Below are 16,884 nucleotides of genomic sequence, written 5' to 3'. Positions count from 1 at the left end.
TGGGGAATTAGTACCCAATTTTCCCCTCAGATTGTTGAAAAAATATAATTTTTTAAAGAATCTACTAATTCATCATTGCTCATTCACTATCATCGTCATTGAGGTTTCTGAGCTTGAGGATGAGGTCCGTCTTGAGCTTATAAAGTTTCTCTTCTAAGCCTACAGGATAGCTGTGAGGGTTCACCAAACGTTTTACGCCTGAAGGGATTTCATTCAAACTATCAATAGTTTGCTGCCTGATCTTATGAATGTTTGGAGATTGATATACTTGTTTTCCTTTCTCAAACACTGGTATGAGCAGTTCGTCATAATTTAGTCCCTCTGTCTTGATAATTTTGCGTCGGGTAAGATCCATGGGATCAATGATCTTGAGCTTTTCTTTGAGCGGGGTATTAATATCATAAAGCATATCGGCCATAGGCACTTTTTCCCCTTTTTCGTTACCACTGTAAAATCTTCTCACCTGCTGAATTCCGGGGTTGTTTACTTTAATAGCCTGTTCAGATAGCTTGATTTTATACTCCCATTTATTTTTGTTGTTCTTTATGGCGGACAGCTTATATACTGCCCCTAAAGCAGGCTGGTCATAGGCTGTCACCAGCTTGGTACCTATTCCCCATATTCCGATTTTAGCATCCTGAGTTCTTAAACTGCTAATAATATTTTCATCAAGGTCATTACTTGCGACTATTGTGGTTTCATCAAATCCAGCTTCATCCAGCATTTGTCTGGCTTGTATACTAAAGTAGGCTAAGTCACCTGAGTCAATACGAATACCACTGAGCTTTTTACCCTTCTTTTTCAGCATCTCTCCTACTTTGATCGCATGCTTAATGCCTTCAATCGTATTGTAAGTATCTACCAATAAGATACAGTTATCTGGCATGGCTTCAGCATAAGCCTTAAATGCAGTAGGTTCATCTCCAAAAGCCATTACCCAACTATGAGCATGGGTACCACTCACCGGAATACCAAAAAGTTTACCTGCTAAAACATTTGAAGTTGATGAACAGCCCCCTATATAAGAGGCTCTGCTAGCCGCCAGGGCACCGTCAATACCATGAGCACGCCGCAAACCAAATTCCATCACTGGGTCACCCTTCGCCACATTAAATATTCGCGCTGCTTTGGTAGCAATTAAGGACTGAAAATTAATAATGTTGAGTAAGGGAGATTCAAGTAGCTGGCATTGAAGAATAGGCCCTTTAACTCTGACAATCGGTTCGTGAGGAAATACTGCCATCCCTTCTGGAATGGCATCAATATCTACCTGAAGTTTTAGGTCACCTAAATACTTCAGGAAATCATCTTCAAACAATGGTTTACCTTCGCGACCATTGATAGTTGCCAGATAGGATAGGTCTTCCTCTGTAAACTGAAAATTTTTGACATAGTCAATGATATACTCCAGGCCACAATTAATGGTAAACCCACCGTTGAAAGGGTTTTTTCTGAAAAATAAATTAAATACTGCTTCCTTTTCAGCGATACCTGATTTCCAGTATCCATTGGCCATGGTCAATTGATAAAAATCGGTAAATAAGGCCAAGGAACTGCTGTATAAATCTGAGGTGATTTTCATTTTGGGCGGTGGGGATCAAATCATGAACTCGGATAACAGTAAAATATTCTCAGATACCCGAGTTCCTAAAGGCATTTATTTTACAATCTGTATTTTCAACATATTGGTCCGGTCTTCCCAATGAAGAGGCATACTTGCAGTATTTACTACCACATCACCCTGATGTAAATGACCTTTCTCTTTTAGCAAGTGCTCAAGATCATCAAATGTCTCATCCGTTGAACTCATCTTATCATAGTAAAAACCTCTTAATCCCCAATACAGGTTAATCTCATTCAAGAGCTCGCGATTCGCTGTAAAGATAAAAATATCTGCTTTTGGGCGATGACCTGAGAGGCGGAAGCCGGTATAGCCGGATTTAGTCATTCCGATAATCGCTCTTGCGTTTACTTGTTTACTCAGTTTACAAGCAGTGAGTACCAGATGATCATTGTAAAATGTCGGAGAACTGGTATCAATATGGGAGAGTTTATCATATACCACTTCTGAACTGTTTTCTACTGCCAAAATCGTTTTCACCATACTTTTCACGGCCTGGACAGGATATTTACCCGAAGCAGTCTCAGCAGATAACATAATTGCATCAGCACCATCCAATACACCATTGGCCACGTCATTGGTTTCGGCACGCGTAGGGCGAGGGTTTTCAATCATACTCTCCATCATCTGGGTAGCAATTATGACTGGTTTTGATGCCATATTGCATTTGTTTACGAGCATCTTTTGTACCATAGGCACATCTTCCATCGCTATCTCCACACCCAGATCACCTCGGGCTACCATCAAGCCATCAGTAGCAGCAACAATCTCGTCAATATTACGAATTGCCTCCGGTTTCTCTATTTTAGATATCACCCTGATTCTCTTACCTTTAGCCTGAATCATATCTTTAAGATTGTAGATATCATCAGCCCTTCTGACAAAAGAAAGCGCGATCCAGTCTACATCATGTTCCAGCCCAAACGCAAGATCTGTTTTGTCTTTTTCTGTCAGTGAAGGAGCAGAAACGTTAGTATCGGGTAGGTTAATTCCTTTCCTGGATTTTAGAGGCCCTCCATAGATTACGGTAGTGTGTACATCGTGCCCTTCAACTTTACTTACTTTAAATTCTAGTTTACCATCATCTATCAGGATGGTATCACCTATGCTTACATCCGAAGAAAGGCTCTCATAAGATGTGCTTACTTTTTTACTGGTGCCCAGCATGTCTTCCTTACAGGTAATGATTAATTCCTGTCCGGCCTCAATCTGGACCTCGTCATTTTCTACCATATTCACACGGATCTTAGGACCCTGTAAATCTTGAAGGATACACACATTGGTACCTAATTCTTTGTTGATCTCCCGAATAAAGTGGATCACTTTTTTATGATCTTCATGGGTACCATGAGAAAAATTAAGACGGAATACATCCACTCCTGACCTCACCAGTTCGGTAAGCATCTCTTTAGAATTACAAGCAGGACCTACAGTAGCTACTATTTTGGTTTTATTGAATACGATATTACTATCCATATTAAAAGAGAAGGTTTTCTTTATTATCTAGATTGTTAACGTTGATAGTTGTAAATGACTGCACAGCATCTATTGTTGGCAGGCGACTGACATAGCTATCGAGTTCAAAGGTATCACTTTCATTCTTAATGAGTAGAAAATAGTCTAGATTCTTTAACTCGGGAAGCAAAAAATCTGAAGCACTACCAGATAATGCTTTGTTTTTTAAGAGCCTAAATGTGCAATGGCTTGTGGCAAAAACAAAATTTGAAATGATAATACAGCGATCATTTACAAAATTAATGACTAAATCCTGAGATTTTGCTAACTTAAGCCCTAAGCTTTGGTTAAGTGACCAAGCCAGTTTATATTCCCTAGCCGGAGTAACTATGCCTAGCAAATCAAAATCACAGGGTATGCTTACTTGTAGTTCGCGGCTTATGGTCATGTTTTATTCAGATTCAAACATAAAGTTCTTAAAATACTGAGGGCAATTTAACTATTTTTGGCGCTTGGGATAAAATAAAGAATCAAAAAAATAAGTTTGACTTTATTCACCTAAATTTCTTTACTTTGCGCCGTTAACTCAAAAATCCTAAAAAAATGTCTGAAATAGCGCAAAAAGTAAAAGGTATTATTATTGACAAGCTTGGAGTAGAAGAGTCAGAGGTGACTCCTGAAGCAAGCTTCACCAACGATCTGGGTGCCGACTCTCTGGACACTGTTGAACTGATCATGGAATTTGAAAAAGAATTTAACATTTCTATTCCTGACGATCAGGCTGAAAACATTGCAACTGTAGGTCAGGCTATATCTTACCTGGAAGAGAACGTAAAGAAATAATTTTATAGAAGCTATCCCCTTTTTATGAATTCAAGGAGAGTTGTAGTTACAGGACTAGGCGCACTTACCCCGGTTGGAAATACTGTTCAGGAATATTGGCAGGGTTTATCTGAAGGAGTAAGTGGGTCTGCTCTCATCACCAGATTTGATGCAGAGAAATTCAGAACCAAGTTTGCCTGTGAACTCAAAGACTTTGACGCTAATAACTTTTTTGATAGAAAAGAGGCTCGTAAGATGGATCCTTGTACGCAGTACGGAATGGTTGCTGCTGATGAGGCCATCCGTGATTCCGGAGTTGAGGTAGACAAACTTGACTCTGACCGGGTGGGTGTCATATGGGGTTCAGGTATTGGTGGTCTCAAAACTTTTCAGGAAGAAGTTTCTTATTTCTCTCAGGGGGATGGTACTCCTCGTTTCAACCCTTTCTTCATCCCGAAAATGATCGTGGATATCACTCCAGGTCATATATCTATTAAATATGGCTTCAGAGGCCCTAACTTCGCTACAGTTTCTGCCTGTGCTTCTGCCACACATGCCATCATTGATTCTTATACCTATATTAAATTAGGTAAAGCTGATATGATCGTCACCGGTGGTTCTGAAGCTGCAGTATGTGAAGCGGGTGTTGGCGGGTTTGGTGCCATGAAAGCCCTTTCTGAACGAAATGATTCTCCCGAATCAGCCTCAAGGCCTTTTGATAAAGACCGCGATGGTTTTGTTTTAGGAGAAGGGGCAGGAGCGCTTATTCTGGAAGATTATGAGCATGCCAAAGCCAGAGGCGCCAAAATTTATGCCGAGATTATTGGCAATGGCATGACTGGTGACGCTTATCATATTACAGCACCTCATCCGGAAGGGGTGGGTGTTAAGCAGGTAATGCAGCTAGCTCTCAAAGATGCAGGGATTAACCCTGAAGAGGTTGATTATATCAATGTGCATGGTACATCTACTTCCTTAGGGGATATCAGTGAGGTCAACGCTATCAAAGATGTATTTGGTGAGCACGCTTATCAACTAAATATCAGCTCTACCAAATCCATGACTGGTCATCTATTGGGTGCAGCCGGTGCTATAGAATCAGTGGCTACTATTCTGGCCATTCAGCATAATTTGGTTCCTCCTACCATCAATCATTTTACTGATGATGAAAATATTGATGCCAAGCTGAACCTGACATTTAATAAAGCTCAGGAAAAGAAGGTCAATACAGCCATTAGTAACACATTTGGTTTTGGAGGCCACAATACATCCGTAGTATTCAGAAAATTTGAAGCCTAGTGTTACCTGTCTTACGCAGGTTAAAAAATGTTTTTTCTACATTGCTCTTAACGATACTACCCACTAGGGTATTGAAGCTTGTCCGTTCATACCCTGCTGAGGATAAACAATTAATTGAAGCTATCAAAAGAATTGTGGGTAGCTATCCCTTTAATCTGGAGCTTTACCGTCTGGCTACCAAACATATTTCTGTCGCTAAAAAAAATATGTTTGGTCTCAAAGAATCAAATGAAAGGCTAGAATATCTGGGTGACTCAATTTTAAGCACAGTAGTTGCCGAATACCTCTTTAAAAAATATCCCTATAAGGATGAGGGGTTTCTTACTGACATACGTTCCAGAATTGTCAACCGGGAATCACTTAACGCTGTCGCCAAAAAAATTGGTGTGAGTAATATTATTGTATTTGATCAGTCAAATGTACTTCTAAACGGAAAGAGTAAGCTCAGTCATAAATCCATTGATGGCGATACGTTAGAAGCGCTTGTCGGTGCGGTCTATCTGGATAAAGGCTATGCCTACTGTAAAAATTTCATTGTAAAAAGACTTCTTATCCCCCACTTTGATCTTGACCAGATCATCAATACCAATCCAAACTTTAAAAGTACTATCATAGAATGGGCCCAAAAAACGAACAAAGACATTCGTTTTGAGATTATTGATACCCAAGGAGATACTCAGTTCAAAGAATTTATTGCACAAATTTTTATAGATGGGAATCCTATATGCACCGGTAGTGGTTTAAGTAAGAAAAAGGCTGAACAGCATGCTTCACAAAAAGCACTGGAAATCCTTGTTACTGACGCAGAAGACGATTAGTTTGTTTGCTTAAGCCTGACCTTCAAACCCATTTCTCATGACAAAATTAAGAGTTGCGGGAGCCACGCTTAACCAGGTTCCTATTGATTGGAAAAATAACTTCACCAACATTGCCCACGCCATTGAACTCGCTAAAGAGGGAAATGTTGATATTCTCTGTTTACCTGAGCTTACAATATGTGGGTATGGATGTGAAGACTTATTTTTGAGTGAGTGGTTGTATGAACAATCTTTAAAACAACTACTTGATATCAAATCGCTTTGTCGTAATATCACTGTAGCAGTGGGCTTACCCATGAAGTTTGAAGGAAGAAATTATAATGTGGCCTGCCTTATCCATGACTGCGAAATTGTAGGTTTTACTGCAAAACAATTTCTGGCTGAAGATGGAGTACATTATGAACCCCGCTGGTTTACCCAATGGCCAGCCGACCGCCTTGAAAAGATTCAAGTAGATGGCAAAGAATATCACTTTGGTGATGTAGTTTATCAATTACATGGTATCAAAATAGGCTTTGAGATTTGTGAAGATGCCTGGCGGAAAGATCAAAGACCGGCTTATCGTCATGCAAAGAAAGGAGTCAATCTAATTCTCAATCCAAGTGCAAGTCATTTTTCTTTTGGTAAATCTGATTTCAGAGAAAATTTGGTGATTCCTGTTTCTGATGAGCTTAAATGTAGTTATGTATTCGCAAATATGTTGGGGAATGAGTCAGGGAGAATCATTTTTGACGGAGAGATACTTATTGCTCAACACGGTAAACTGCTGAAAAAAAATCGTAGATTTTCATTTGAAAATGTCAATGTACTGTCCAGTTTGATAGATTTTGAAGCTTCCTCTAATTCAGAATCTACGCCTACACAAGACAGTAAAGAAAAAGAGATTGAATTCACTCGTGCTGAAACGCTGGCGCTCTTTGACTACATGCGGAAAAGTCGTTCAAAGGGATTTGTCATTTCCCTCAGCGGAGGTGCTGATTCTTCAAGTTGTTCCGTTTTGGTGGCAGAAATGATCAGAAGAGGAGTAAAAGAGTTGGGGTATGAAAAATTCTTACACAAACTTGCTTTGCCTCAGCTGATAGAAGCACTTGAACTCAAGGAGCTTGAAGAAGAGGAGCATATTTCAAAAAAAATTACGCAAACTCTACTTTTCACGGCTTATCAAGGCACGGTAAATTCATCTGAAGATACTTTCATGGCTGCTAAAACACTAGCCGAATCTATAGGAGCAACGTTCTATGCATGGACAGTGGATGAAGAAGTAGCTAATTACCGTAAAACAATAGAAAACTGTTTATCCAGAAATCTGAACTGGGATGATGACGACATTGCCCTGCAGAACATTCAGGCCAGAGTTAGGATTCCGGGCATCTGGATGCTGGCGAATATTAAAGGAGCACTTCTAATTGCGACCAACAACCGCAGTGAGGCTGATGTAGGTTACACTACTATGGATGGTGATACCAGCGGAAGCATCGCTCCAATTGCCGCAGTAGATAAATTTTTTATTCTTCACTGGCTCAAATGGGCTAATAAAAAGCTTAATTATCCGGGTTTATCCCTGGTAAATAGCCTCAACCCTACTGCTGAACTCAGGCCTCTGGAACAAACTCAAACTGATGAGAACGACCTGATGCCTTATCAAGTGCTTATGGAAATAGAGCGGCAGGCTATTAGGTATTGGTTACCTCCTACAGAAGTTTATCAAAATCTGAAGGTATTAAAACTGGAAGAAAATGAACTTTTAAAGTGCCACATTAAGAAGTTTTTCAGGCTTTGGGCGAGAAACCAATGGAAACGGGAAAGGGTGGCACCTGCTTTTCATATAGACGACTTCAATGTAGATCCCAAAACATGGTGCAGATTTCCTATCCTATCCGGCGGGTTTGAAGAAGAACTGAAAGCACTAGATCAACTTTAATCTTAGTCACTCTTCATATAATTGTCAATTCGCTTATTTTATTACTTTAGGCACATTTACAACTTAATTACAAAAATAATAAACTGTTTTAGCCATTTATTTGTGAAATACCAATGCAAATCGTTAGGCTAAAAATGTTAAGCATTCAGGATTTTAACTTACTGGCACTCAACTACAAAGAGAAGTTTGCTTTTGAACATGGACAACTGATCATGAGGCGACAATCTTTTCCCTATCTGGTAGGTTTATTTCAGCTTGAAAACTTCTATGCAGAAATTTGGTATGATGTACGCATCAATCAAATCTGTGAAGTACTTGCTCACGAGGAAAAAGAACTATTTGAAAATTATTCTGATTTTATCCACCTGGATAGTCTTTACTAGTATTATCTATGGTATTTTCAGCAATAATTGAGCTTATCCCTTCCATCCGTTACTCATATATTTTCCTCTCAAGAATTTCAGCCATCACTGTTTTAAAAGTAGTTGAACGTACGAAAAAGGCAAAAGATTGAAGTAGCTCTCTATCTCATTTATTATTCTCTAAGCATATTGAGCTGCTAAATAGTTTAGAGCAATACATCCTTGAAATCCAGTTCCTGTGCTGCCAGGACAAATACAGTAGGTGGCAGATGGGCTGTCTTTTCGCTCAGGCTTTCATAATACGTTAAAAAATCTTCATTAGGCTCTGCCAAACCTAACATTACCAAATCTGCCTGATCAGATTCATGCTTTAATATTTCCCAGAAGGATCGCCCATTAGATACAATAACCTGCCGTTCAAACTTTACCCGCATATTATGTAATATGTCATCAATGTTTTTACGTGTTTTGTCAACCGCGCTTTCATCAGAAACGACCATCTTTACAACTACATCAGCATGTTGCCAGTTTAAGCTATTCTGTAGCAAATAAGCCATGAGCAACATCAATCCACCATTCTTGTTCAACCCCCCCCACCATAGGTCTATTCTCTTCCTATCTCCAAAACTGGCGTCTTCTTCTGCCCTTACAATGATTACGTTTCTTCGTGCCTGATAAAAGTGCCTGATCATATCACAATATGGCTGATGATGCTCCATCTCCTGGGTATCACCTAACATAACTGTATTCGGTACTAGCCCTCCGATACCATACATACTTACCAACCTTTCACCTCCAACAAAAGGGTCTTCAGCATTGACAACCCGTACCAGGGCCTGAATTCTACGGCTTTGTAAAAATTCACGAATGTTGTCCTCCATTTTCTGAAGGCGTTCAAAAGCAACATCAGGAGCTTTGATCACTGTAGAAACCGTCATGAGGGCCTGTCCTCCGGTGAAATCGGCTCCCAATGTGATTAGATGCCATCTTTTTGTAGGTGCTCCTGAAAGGATAAGTATGTTAGGTCTCCAGTTTTTTGGGTCAGCTACTTTATTTACCCTGAGCAAAGCAGAGCGAGCGATGGCCAGCCACACCCCTCTGCGTACATCTCCAAAAGCAGTCTGAATACCTCTCCTTTTCAGCCAGATAAATATCATTGAAACAAAAAATGCTGCTACTACGGTAGCTGTAGCATTGATCAGAAACATTACTGCTAAACACCCGATGGCACCGAGAAATGAGAAAAACCAATGCACCCTGAAACTAGGCCTGAATGAGGGGCTTCCCAACAAATTCTCAACCCCAGCTGCAATATTGAGTACGCCGTAGGTAGTCAGGAAAAACATACTGAGCACAGGTGCGATAATATCCAGGTTTCCAAGATAGACGGCGACTATCGCTAATACCATAGTAAGTAAGGTGCCCGCACGAGGTATGTTGTATTTTCCATTTCCTCTTCCGAGCCACTGTAAATAGTGAGGTAATACTCTATCACTGGCAAGAGCCTGCAGGATGCGTGGTGCGCCTAATAAGCTCCCTACCGCGCTGGATAATGTAGCACCCCAAACTCCCAGCAATATAGCATCACCCCACCAGGCAAGGCGTCGCATGATCAAAGGTTCAGTAAGTAATGTTGTGGCATCGGCTCTGCCTGCCAGAATGATCGGAAGCAGCATGTAAATGATGTAGCCCACTCCTACTGCCATAAAAGTACCTTTAGGAATAGACTTTGACGGGTTTTTCAGATCTCCTGATAGGTTAACACCCGCCATGATACCTGTCACCGCAGGAAAAAATACTGCGAATACCACCCAGAAATTTTCACTGCGATGTGCAGGAGCTCCCCACATTTCTATCTGAGTATCTTCCAGTGGCTTACCCAATAGCAAGGAGATAAGTGACAGGGCGATAGCCGCCAGAATAAAATACTGTGTTTTGATCGTAGCCTGGGTAGAATAAAGGGCTAGCAATGAAATCAGTACTGTGACCACTATACCTACTACCTTAATATTGAATGCAGGAAAAACTTCTGTTAAACTCTCGGCAAAACCAATCACATATAAAGCTACTGATAAGGCCTGTGCTAGGAAAAGGGGGATACCCACCGCCCCACCGGTTTCAATCCCCAATGACCGGCTGATCATATAATAGGCACCACCGGTTTTTACTACCTGATCCGTAGAAATTGCTGCAATGGAAAGAGCCGTGAGAAAAGTAATGCTGGTAGATAATGTCACGATGATCAGGGTACCAAACAAACCTACATTCCCTACTACCCATCCGAAACGGAGATACATAATTACTCCCAGAATGGTAAGCAGGGAAGGGACAAATACACCACCAAAAGTTCCAAGCTTACCATTGTCTTCTTCCAAATCAGTAGAATTCTTCTTTTTAACCCAAGAGATGAATTTCATAGCAAATTAATATGGTGTAATACTCAGATTAACCCTTTTTAAGAACTGCCAATAATACGAGCTTTGGCGGGATATAAAAATACAACTAAGCCACTTTGTCATGAAAAATTAATGAAATTCTTAATTTTGCGACATTATGTCATAAATTTTCTTTGAAAGACCCTGTTTTAGCACTTGGTATTCAGTTTGTATAATGCTAGATGTAAATGATAGATTAATCACTAAAAATATTAACAAAATGACACTAGCAAGATATAATAACTGGTTTCCAAGATTCTTTGATGATAACTTTACTAAAGAACTTGATCAATGGTTTGGCAACGAAGGCCATGCCGTAAGAGGTACTGTCCCAGCAGTTAACGTAAAAGAAAATAAAGAAGGGTTTGCGCTTGAGGTCGCAGTACCCGGCATGAAAAAGGAAGACTTTAAAGTAGAAATTAACAATGATGTCTTGACAATTTCTGCAAAGCAGGAAGACAAAAAAGATGAGAAAGATAAAGAAGGAAACTATACCCGCAGAGAGTTTCACTACCATTCATTCCAGCGTAGCTTCCGCTTACCTAAAAACCAGGTAGATGGAGATCAAGTCGCTGCCAAATACGAAAAATGGTGTTCTTTATCTGAATGTACCTAAGCGGGAAGAGGCAAAAGAAAAACCGGCCCGAATGATAGAAATTGCGTAAAGAATTGAGGCGGGATCATTTCCCGCCTTTTTTTTGCACTGAAAATAGGATTGTAACGCTTTTTAAATAAACTTAATAGCTGATCATGGATTATAAAGACTATTATAAAATACTTGGGGTTGAGAAAAGTGCCACGCAGGATGCTATTAAGAAAGCGTATCGAAAGCTGGCAGTAAAGTACCACCCCGACAAGAACCCGGATGATAAGTCTGCGGAAGATAAATTTAAAGATATTGCTGAAGCCTATGAAGTACTAAAAGACCCGGAAAAACGTAAGCGGTATGATGAACTGGGGGCAAACTGGAAACACTATCAGCAGTATGGACCTGATCCCGGCTGGTCAAATTTTGGAGGCAGACCACAAGGATCCAGCGTACATTTTGAAGGTGACCTGAATGACCTCTTCGGCAATGGTGGTTTCTCTGACTTCTTTGAAAGTTTTTTTGGGGGGGTCGGAGGAAATCGTAGCGGAGGTCGCACCCAGCGTGACCCTTATGGTTACCAGCAGGCAATGAAAGGACAAGACCTGGAGGCTAAGATCAGTATCAGCCTGGAAGAAGCATATCATGGCGCTACGCATCTGATCCATGTAAACGGCCAGAAAATCAGGATGAAACTGAAGCCTGGCCTGGAAGATGGTAAAACTTTGAGGATCAAAGGAAAGGGTGCACCAAGCCCCCATGGAGGTCCATCAGGAGATCTGTACTTGCACGTTAATGTAAAGTCCAGCAAAAACTTTGAAAGAAAAGGAGACGACCTCTATGCCGACCTCAATGTAGACCTTTATACAGCTGTCTTAGGAGGTAAAGTACAGGTTGATACGCTTAAAGGTAAAATTAATGTTCCCATTGAGGCAGGAACAGAAAATGGAAAAGTGCTTAGGCTAAAAGGGTTGGGCATGCCACATTACGAACAACCTCAGAGAAAGGGTAATTTGTATGCAAAAGTACAGGTGCAGCTACCCAAAAACCTAAGTGAAGAAGAGAAAGAACTCTTCCAAAAACTAAAACAGGTCAGAGAGGGCAAAGCAAGTTATGCTTAGCCCTTGTTTGGCTTTCCAAGACCCCGTTCCACTTTTTCGTCACTCAAAACCGTTTGGGGTTTACAAAAATGACTCTGGCTTCTTATATTAGCGCCATTTAACTCTAAGAACTCAAACCTGAACATGGAAAAAATTTTAGTGCCTACCGACTTTTCAGAAAATTCAGAACTGGCATTGCAATACGCCATTGACCTAGGTCTTAAAGACAAGGCAAAACTGATTCTTTTTAATGATGCTATCAAAGCAGAAGAAGTAGAAAATTCTGATAATGGTCTGAAAAATACTCTGGACAATATCAACAGCAAACACAATACTGCCAGTGAGCTTACGATTGAGTCCAGGTCAGAGACCGGGCCGGTGATGGAGGGTTTTAACAAAATGCTTAAAGAAGATAAATATGATTTGATCAGCATGCTTACTCACGATGATGATAAGCTAGATTTTAACGTAGGGAGTATTTCAACAAAAATAGCACAAAAGGGAAAAGCTTCTTCCATCCTCATTCCTGAGAATAATAGCTATCAGCCGATAAAGAATATATTAGTAGTCAACGACTTTACTGATGCTCGCACAGATGTGCCTGCCTTTAAACATTTGGGCTCACTTTTAAAGAAAATTGATGCCAAGGCCTATCTTCTTCAGACAAAATATCAACAAGCTAAAACAGCTTCATCTGACGATCCATCTTCTGTAATGGGTGACTTTAAGCCAGAACAAACAGAGCAGTCTACTTTTGATACCTACAAAGAACTGATCAGCCAGATCACTGAGCATGTAGAGAAATACAAAATACAGATGATATTTTTGCCCAGCATTCAGGCTATTTTTGAAAAAATATTTGTAGGTAATCTGGGTCGTAAAATTGCTTTAGATGCTAAAATACCTGTATACATCTATTTTTAGCGGAAGCAGCCTGCAGGCATTTACCTGCAGGTATTTGTCATTCACGCTTGGATTTATACCATTTCGTATAGCACCTTTATAAAATCAGAACGATCGTTTAGATCCAGGTCGTTTTGAAGGATAAACTGACGCATTTCTTTTTTTTCCTCTTTATTTAAAGATAAAGAATCCACAATACTGCTGAAATCAGTATGAATTGCTTGAAAAGTACCATCAGGCATAAACAAATAATAGTTACTGACCTTCACTAAACTGCTGTCGTAAGTACCATCCTGCACATAGGGTACTTTTTTGAGCTGCGCATGCTTCTTTGCTACCTTTGATTCTCTACTAAATAATACAAAGCCGTCCTCAAATACCAGTTCAAAAAACATCAGTCTTTCATGACCATTTTGCTCATAAGGCATACTATAAAAGTTACGTATCATTCCCCTATCTTCATCAATGACCTTAAAATAATTGACATTGTATACACTAAAAGCTTTTACCACTCCTTCCTTTTTGAGTAATACAACATTCTGGTCAAGATCGTGCTGAATTTCACCTTCTAACACATTCCCTTCTTTCAGCAAAATTTTACCCCAATTCCAGTCCCTTTTGGGTAAATCACTTGCATGAGCATTAAAAAGTAAACACATCAGTATTAGGCAACATATGCTTGAGCTTCTCATAAGTCAAAAAAATTAAAGTTGAAAAAATATTGATTGCAGACTGGCAGTGAAAAAATAGTAATGATTAGTTACACAAAGCCAGAAACAACTAATTACCTCTTAGCTGATTGACTGCAAATACAATATAAAGTTTTGATAAATATCAAATTATTAGAATATAACTACTGTAAATGTTAACAACTACTCATTTTTAAAAGGAATGGAACATCATATTAATAAGAATAACCTTTTTCTCTCACTATTATGATTCATTCATATTTCAAACTATCCACCGGATTTTGTCTGGCGGCTTTCAGCGTTTGACTACTAATGCTGAGCATGGCTACCAGTAGTACCAATAGGCTGGGAAGCACAAGCAACCACCATTTCACCTCTATCTTGTAGGCGAAATTGTTCAGCCACTCCTTCAGAAAATAATTGGCAACAGGAATAGCGATGAGCAGCGCAATGATAATCAGTTTAATGTAATCTTTGGATAAGGGAAATAATACAGAGGCAACTAATACTTAACGAATACCAATTTATTTGGTGCGTTCTTTCACTGTAAATGTAGCCAGGCCCGAAAGACCTAAACAGACTGCAACTCAGACCCAAAGCCAGCCCAATGGTATTGATAGCAGTGAAAGCCTTATGCTTCCGAAAATTTCTGAGTGCTATAAGCAGGCAGTTTTTAAACATATTGATGAAAATTGAAGCATAACCAATGATGAATTAGTCTTCATTATTCACTAACCATTCATTATTCCCAAGCTTTTTGCAGCCAAGCGACTGTATTTTGCAGGGAAATGTAGCTACGCTCTCTACTGTTTCATCATTTGTTTATTATTTTTAAAGGGGAAGCTATATTAAATCATCATTGGGTTGATCAAAAGCATAAATATGATTTAGCATGAATATCAGAAAAATTTTGAAAATTAGCGCCTTTACTGTGCTGAGCATCGCACTGGTGGCAGCGCTTGGTTTAGGAGCGTTCATCTACAAAGTTCGTTATGGGTTTAACTTTTATGAGACAACCGCACCTGAATTGCCTGCTGACCTGAAAAGCCCTGCAGTACTCCTCTTCTCTAAAACCAATGGCTTCCGGCATGGAGAAGCCATTGAAGCATCACGCCCTGCCTTCAGACAAATAGCGAAAGTGAACGGATGGAGCCTGTATGACACCGATAATGGTGCGGTATTCAACCCTGAGCAATTATCTCGTTTTGAGGTAGTGATCTGGAACAACGTAAGTGGCAAAGTGCTGAACGAAGAACAACGTCAACATTTCAAAGCGTTTCTGGAAAATGGCGGAGGCTTTGTAGGTATTCATGCTGCCGGAGACAACTCACACCAATGGGAATGGTACGAAAACAAGGTAATAGGCGCACATTTCTCTCACCACCCTATTGCCCCTCAGATACAGGAAGCAGAGTTGAATCTGGAAACCAATCTTTCCATCACAGACTTAAGTAAGGATTTACCCCAATCTTGGTTGCATGCGGATGAGTGGTATATGTTCTATGACAATCCCCGAAATAATGGTGCCCAGGTGCTCTATATGTTAGACGAAAGTAACATCAACCCCAGCGGCAATATGGGTTTTCTGGCTACTGACAAAGACTGGGGCATGGGAGATGATCATCCTATTGTCTGGTACAAAACAGTAGGTCAAGGCAAGGCATTTTACTCTGCCCTTGGGCACCAGGGGGCAGCATTTCAGGAAGAAGATTATATAACGTTATTAGGAAATGCCATTCGCTGGGCAGGTGATTTATAACCGCTTACTGGATCTACCACACTGAAATTTGTTCTGAGTGGCATGTCTGGCTTAACAACTTGAGTAAAGAAAGATTGATCAGTCTGCACATTTGTTATATTGCCATGATAAGCACTATATTATGCCCTGTATTAAAATAGACACACAACTTAATCAAAACTACTTATGAAAAAAAGCATATACAATTTCTGCTGCTTCTGTCTGATTGTGTTCATTGCCGCCTGCTCTTCTGCTACCTCAAATGAGCAACAGGAAACAGCTCAGGATGAAGAAAGTCTTGACCAGGAACAGACGAAAGTACTGGTATTTTCCAAAACCAATGGTTTCCGTCACAAGTCCATTGAGCCAGGGATAGAGGCAATTAAGAAGCTGGGACAGGAAAATAATTTCTCCGTAGAGAGCAGTGAAGACTCTACCATTTTTACACCGGATAACCTCAAAGCATATGCTGCAATCATCTTTCTGAACACTACGGGTGATATTCTGAATGCTGAACAACAGTCGGCGATGGAACAGTACATACAGACGGGAGGTGGATATGTAGGCTTACATTCTGCCGCAGATACTGAATATGAATGGCCCTGGTACGGAAAACTGGTAGGCGCATATTTCGACGGCCATCCCGGTAACCCCAACGTACGTGAGGCTACCCTGCATGTAGTGGATGCTAATCATCCATCCACCGAGGCTCTTCCCACTGACTGGGAAAGGTCTGATGAATGGTACAATTATAAAGATATCAATACTGAGCAGAATAAAGATCTGATCATGCTGGATGAGACTACTTATGAAGGAGGTACCAACGGTGACTATCACCCAATCGCATGGTATAAAGACTTTGATGGAGGTCGTGCCTTCTATACGGGTTCCGGACATACTGATGAGTCCTTCTCCGACCCTATGTTCCTGCAACATCTTATGGGCGGCATCCGTTACGCAATGGGCAGTGCTGATATGTAGTCAGCATCAACACCATTTAAGAAATAACTTCAACCTCAAAGACTGCTACTTCCTCAGCTAGCAGTCTTTTTTTTATCATATTACCTGATGAAATAGGCTCATTTTGTGTAACAATAATTACTAATTATTTAACAAAAAAGTTGAAGACCTGTTG

General features: G+C 40.2%; 16 protein-coding genes. 11 read left to right on the top strand and 5 right to left on the bottom strand.

The features are described 5' to 3' along the window. Positions 1–79: 79 nt before the first annotated feature. From OKW21_RS09450 to OKW21_RS09440, 3 genes are all read right to left on the bottom strand, one after another. Positions 80–1,582, bottom strand: a complete 1,503-nt coding sequence (locus tag OKW21_RS09450) for a nicotinate phosphoribosyltransferase (RefSeq protein WP_277479175.1) — start codon at positions 1,580–1,582, stop codon at positions 80–82. A gap of 75 nt (positions 1,583–1,657) precedes the next feature. Further along, a complete protein-coding gene (gene pyk / locus OKW21_RS09445; protein ID WP_277479174.1) occupies positions 1,658–3,097 on the bottom strand; it encodes a pyruvate kinase in 1,440 nt (479 codons plus the stop codon). A 1-nt stretch (position 3,098) separates the two neighbouring features. Then, entirely contained in the window at positions 3,099–3,524 is a 426-nt protein-coding gene (locus OKW21_RS09440; protein ID WP_277479173.1) for an IPExxxVDY family protein, read from the bottom strand. A 155-nt stretch (positions 3,525–3,679) separates the two neighbouring features. Here OKW21_RS09440 and OKW21_RS09435 point away from each other — a divergent pair, with 155 nt between their 5' ends. The 5 genes from OKW21_RS09435 (at position 3,680) to OKW21_RS09415 (ending at position 8,319) form a co-directional block, all read left to right on the top strand. After that, positions 3,680–3,919 carry an acyl carrier protein gene (locus OKW21_RS09435; RefSeq protein WP_277479172.1) on the top strand — a complete coding sequence of 80 codons (240 nt, stop codon included), beginning with the start codon at positions 3,680–3,682 and terminating at the stop codon, positions 3,917–3,919. A gap of 24 nt (positions 3,920–3,943) precedes the next feature. Further along, a complete protein-coding gene (fabF, locus tag OKW21_RS09430; protein ID WP_277479171.1) occupies positions 3,944–5,197 on the top strand; it encodes a beta-ketoacyl-ACP synthase II in 1,254 nt (417 codons plus the stop codon). 71 nt (positions 5,198–5,268) lie between these two features. Next, the gene (rnc, locus tag OKW21_RS09425) at positions 5,269–6,015 is read left to right on the top strand and encodes a ribonuclease III (RefSeq protein ID WP_277479170.1); all 747 of its coding nucleotides are present in this window, start codon (positions 5,269–5,271) and stop codon (positions 6,013–6,015) included. Positions 6,016–6,052: 37 nt separating this feature from the next. Next, positions 6,053–7,936 carry an NAD(+) synthase gene (nadE, locus tag OKW21_RS09420; protein WP_277479169.1) on the top strand — a complete coding sequence of 628 codons (1,884 nt, stop codon included), beginning with the start codon at positions 6,053–6,055 and terminating at the stop codon, positions 7,934–7,936. Between the two features lie 134 nt (positions 7,937–8,070). Beyond that, positions 8,071–8,319, top strand: a complete 249-nt coding sequence (locus OKW21_RS09415; protein WP_277479168.1) for a hypothetical protein — start codon at positions 8,071–8,073, stop codon at positions 8,317–8,319. Positions 8,320–8,504: 185 nt separating this feature from the next. Here the strand turns inward: OKW21_RS09415 and OKW21_RS09410 are convergent, their stop codons facing one another. Beyond that, a complete protein-coding gene (locus OKW21_RS09410) occupies positions 8,505–10,715 on the bottom strand; it encodes an APC family permease (RefSeq protein WP_277479167.1) in 2,211 nt (736 codons plus the stop codon). A 238-nt stretch (positions 10,716–10,953) separates the two neighbouring features. On the opposite strand from OKW21_RS09410, the gene OKW21_RS09405 reads away from it, so the two are divergent. From OKW21_RS09405 to OKW21_RS09395, 4 genes are all read left to right on the top strand, one after another. Further along, complete coding sequence (locus OKW21_RS09405) at positions 10,954–11,349, top strand: Hsp20/alpha crystallin family protein (RefSeq protein WP_277479166.1); 396 nt, start codon at positions 10,954–10,956, stop codon at positions 11,347–11,349. Next, positions 11,306–11,398 carry an Hsp20/alpha crystallin family protein gene (locus OKW21_RS32705; RefSeq protein ID WP_420870137.1) on the top strand — a complete coding sequence of 31 codons (93 nt, stop codon included), beginning with the start codon at positions 11,306–11,308 and terminating at the stop codon, positions 11,396–11,398. Before OKW21_RS09405 ends, OKW21_RS32705 begins: the two co-directional genes overlap by 44 nt. 85 nt (positions 11,399–11,483) lie before the next feature. Then, the gene (locus OKW21_RS09400) at positions 11,484–12,440 is read left to right on the top strand and encodes a DnaJ C-terminal domain-containing protein (RefSeq protein ID WP_277479165.1); all 957 of its coding nucleotides are present in this window, start codon (positions 11,484–11,486) and stop codon (positions 12,438–12,440) included. A 123-nt stretch (positions 12,441–12,563) separates the two neighbouring features. Beyond that, complete coding sequence (locus OKW21_RS09395; RefSeq protein WP_277479164.1) at positions 12,564–13,343, top strand: universal stress protein; 780 nt, start codon at positions 12,564–12,566, stop codon at positions 13,341–13,343. A gap of 53 nt (positions 13,344–13,396) precedes the next feature. Here OKW21_RS09395 and OKW21_RS09390 read toward each other — a convergent pair whose 3' ends face one another. Next, positions 13,397–13,981, bottom strand: a complete 585-nt coding sequence (locus tag OKW21_RS09390; RefSeq protein ID WP_277479163.1) for a hypothetical protein — start codon at positions 13,979–13,981, stop codon at positions 13,397–13,399. Positions 13,982–14,903: 922 nt separating this feature from the next. Here OKW21_RS09390 and OKW21_RS09385 point away from each other — a divergent pair. Next, a complete protein-coding gene (locus tag OKW21_RS09385) occupies positions 14,904–15,770 on the top strand; it encodes a ThuA domain-containing protein (protein ID WP_277479162.1) in 867 nt (288 codons plus the stop codon). Positions 15,771–15,935: 165 nt separating this feature from the next. After that, complete coding sequence (locus OKW21_RS09380) at positions 15,936–16,730, top strand: ThuA domain-containing protein (RefSeq protein ID WP_277479161.1); 795 nt, start codon at positions 15,936–15,938, stop codon at positions 16,728–16,730. The last annotated feature ends 154 nt before the right edge of the window (positions 16,731–16,884 follow it).

This window comes from Catalinimonas alkaloidigena, assembly GCF_029504655.1.
Lineage (GTDB): Bacteria > Bacteroidota > Bacteroidia > Cytophagales > Cyclobacteriaceae > Catalinimonas > Catalinimonas alkaloidigena.
This window is presented reverse-complemented; position numbering and strand designations above follow the sequence as displayed.

Excerpts from the sequence above, each read along its gene's own strand:
- OKW21_RS09450 (WP_277479175.1), bottom strand. The coding sequence starts at position 1,582 with ATGAAAATCACCTCAGATTTATACAGCAGTTCCTTGGCCTTATTTACC.
- pyk (WP_277479174.1), bottom strand. The coding sequence starts at position 3,097 with ATGGATAGTAATATCGTATTCAATAAAACCAAAATAGTAGCTACTGTA.
- OKW21_RS09440 (WP_277479173.1), bottom strand. The coding sequence starts at position 3,524 with ATGACCATAAGCCGCGAACTACAAGTAAGCATACCCTGTGATTTTGAT.
- OKW21_RS09435 (WP_277479172.1), top strand. The coding sequence starts at position 3,680 with ATGTCTGAAATAGCGCAAAAAGTAAAAGGTATTATTATTGACAAGCTT.
- fabF (WP_277479171.1), top strand. The coding sequence starts at position 3,944 with ATGAATTCAAGGAGAGTTGTAGTTACAGGACTAGGCGCACTTACCCCG.
- nadE (WP_277479169.1), top strand. The coding sequence starts at position 6,053 with ATGACAAAATTAAGAGTTGCGGGAGCCACGCTTAACCAGGTTCCTATT.
- OKW21_RS09415 (WP_277479168.1), top strand. The coding sequence starts at position 8,071 with ATGTTAAGCATTCAGGATTTTAACTTACTGGCACTCAACTACAAAGAG.
- OKW21_RS09410 (WP_277479167.1), bottom strand. The coding sequence starts at position 10,715 with ATGAAATTCATCTCTTGGGTTAAAAAGAAGAATTCTACTGATTTGGAA.
- OKW21_RS09405 (WP_277479166.1), top strand. The coding sequence starts at position 10,954 with ATGACACTAGCAAGATATAATAACTGGTTTCCAAGATTCTTTGATGAT.
- OKW21_RS09400 (WP_277479165.1), top strand. The coding sequence starts at position 11,484 with ATGGATTATAAAGACTATTATAAAATACTTGGGGTTGAGAAAAGTGCC.
- OKW21_RS09395 (WP_277479164.1), top strand. The coding sequence starts at position 12,564 with ATGGAAAAAATTTTAGTGCCTACCGACTTTTCAGAAAATTCAGAACTG.
- OKW21_RS09390 (WP_277479163.1), bottom strand. The coding sequence starts at position 13,981 with ATGTGTTTACTTTTTAATGCTCATGCAAGTGATTTACCCAAAAGGGAC.
- OKW21_RS09385 (WP_277479162.1), top strand. The coding sequence starts at position 14,904 with ATGAATATCAGAAAAATTTTGAAAATTAGCGCCTTTACTGTGCTGAGC.
- OKW21_RS09380 (WP_277479161.1), top strand. The coding sequence starts at position 15,936 with ATGAAAAAAAGCATATACAATTTCTGCTGCTTCTGTCTGATTGTGTTC.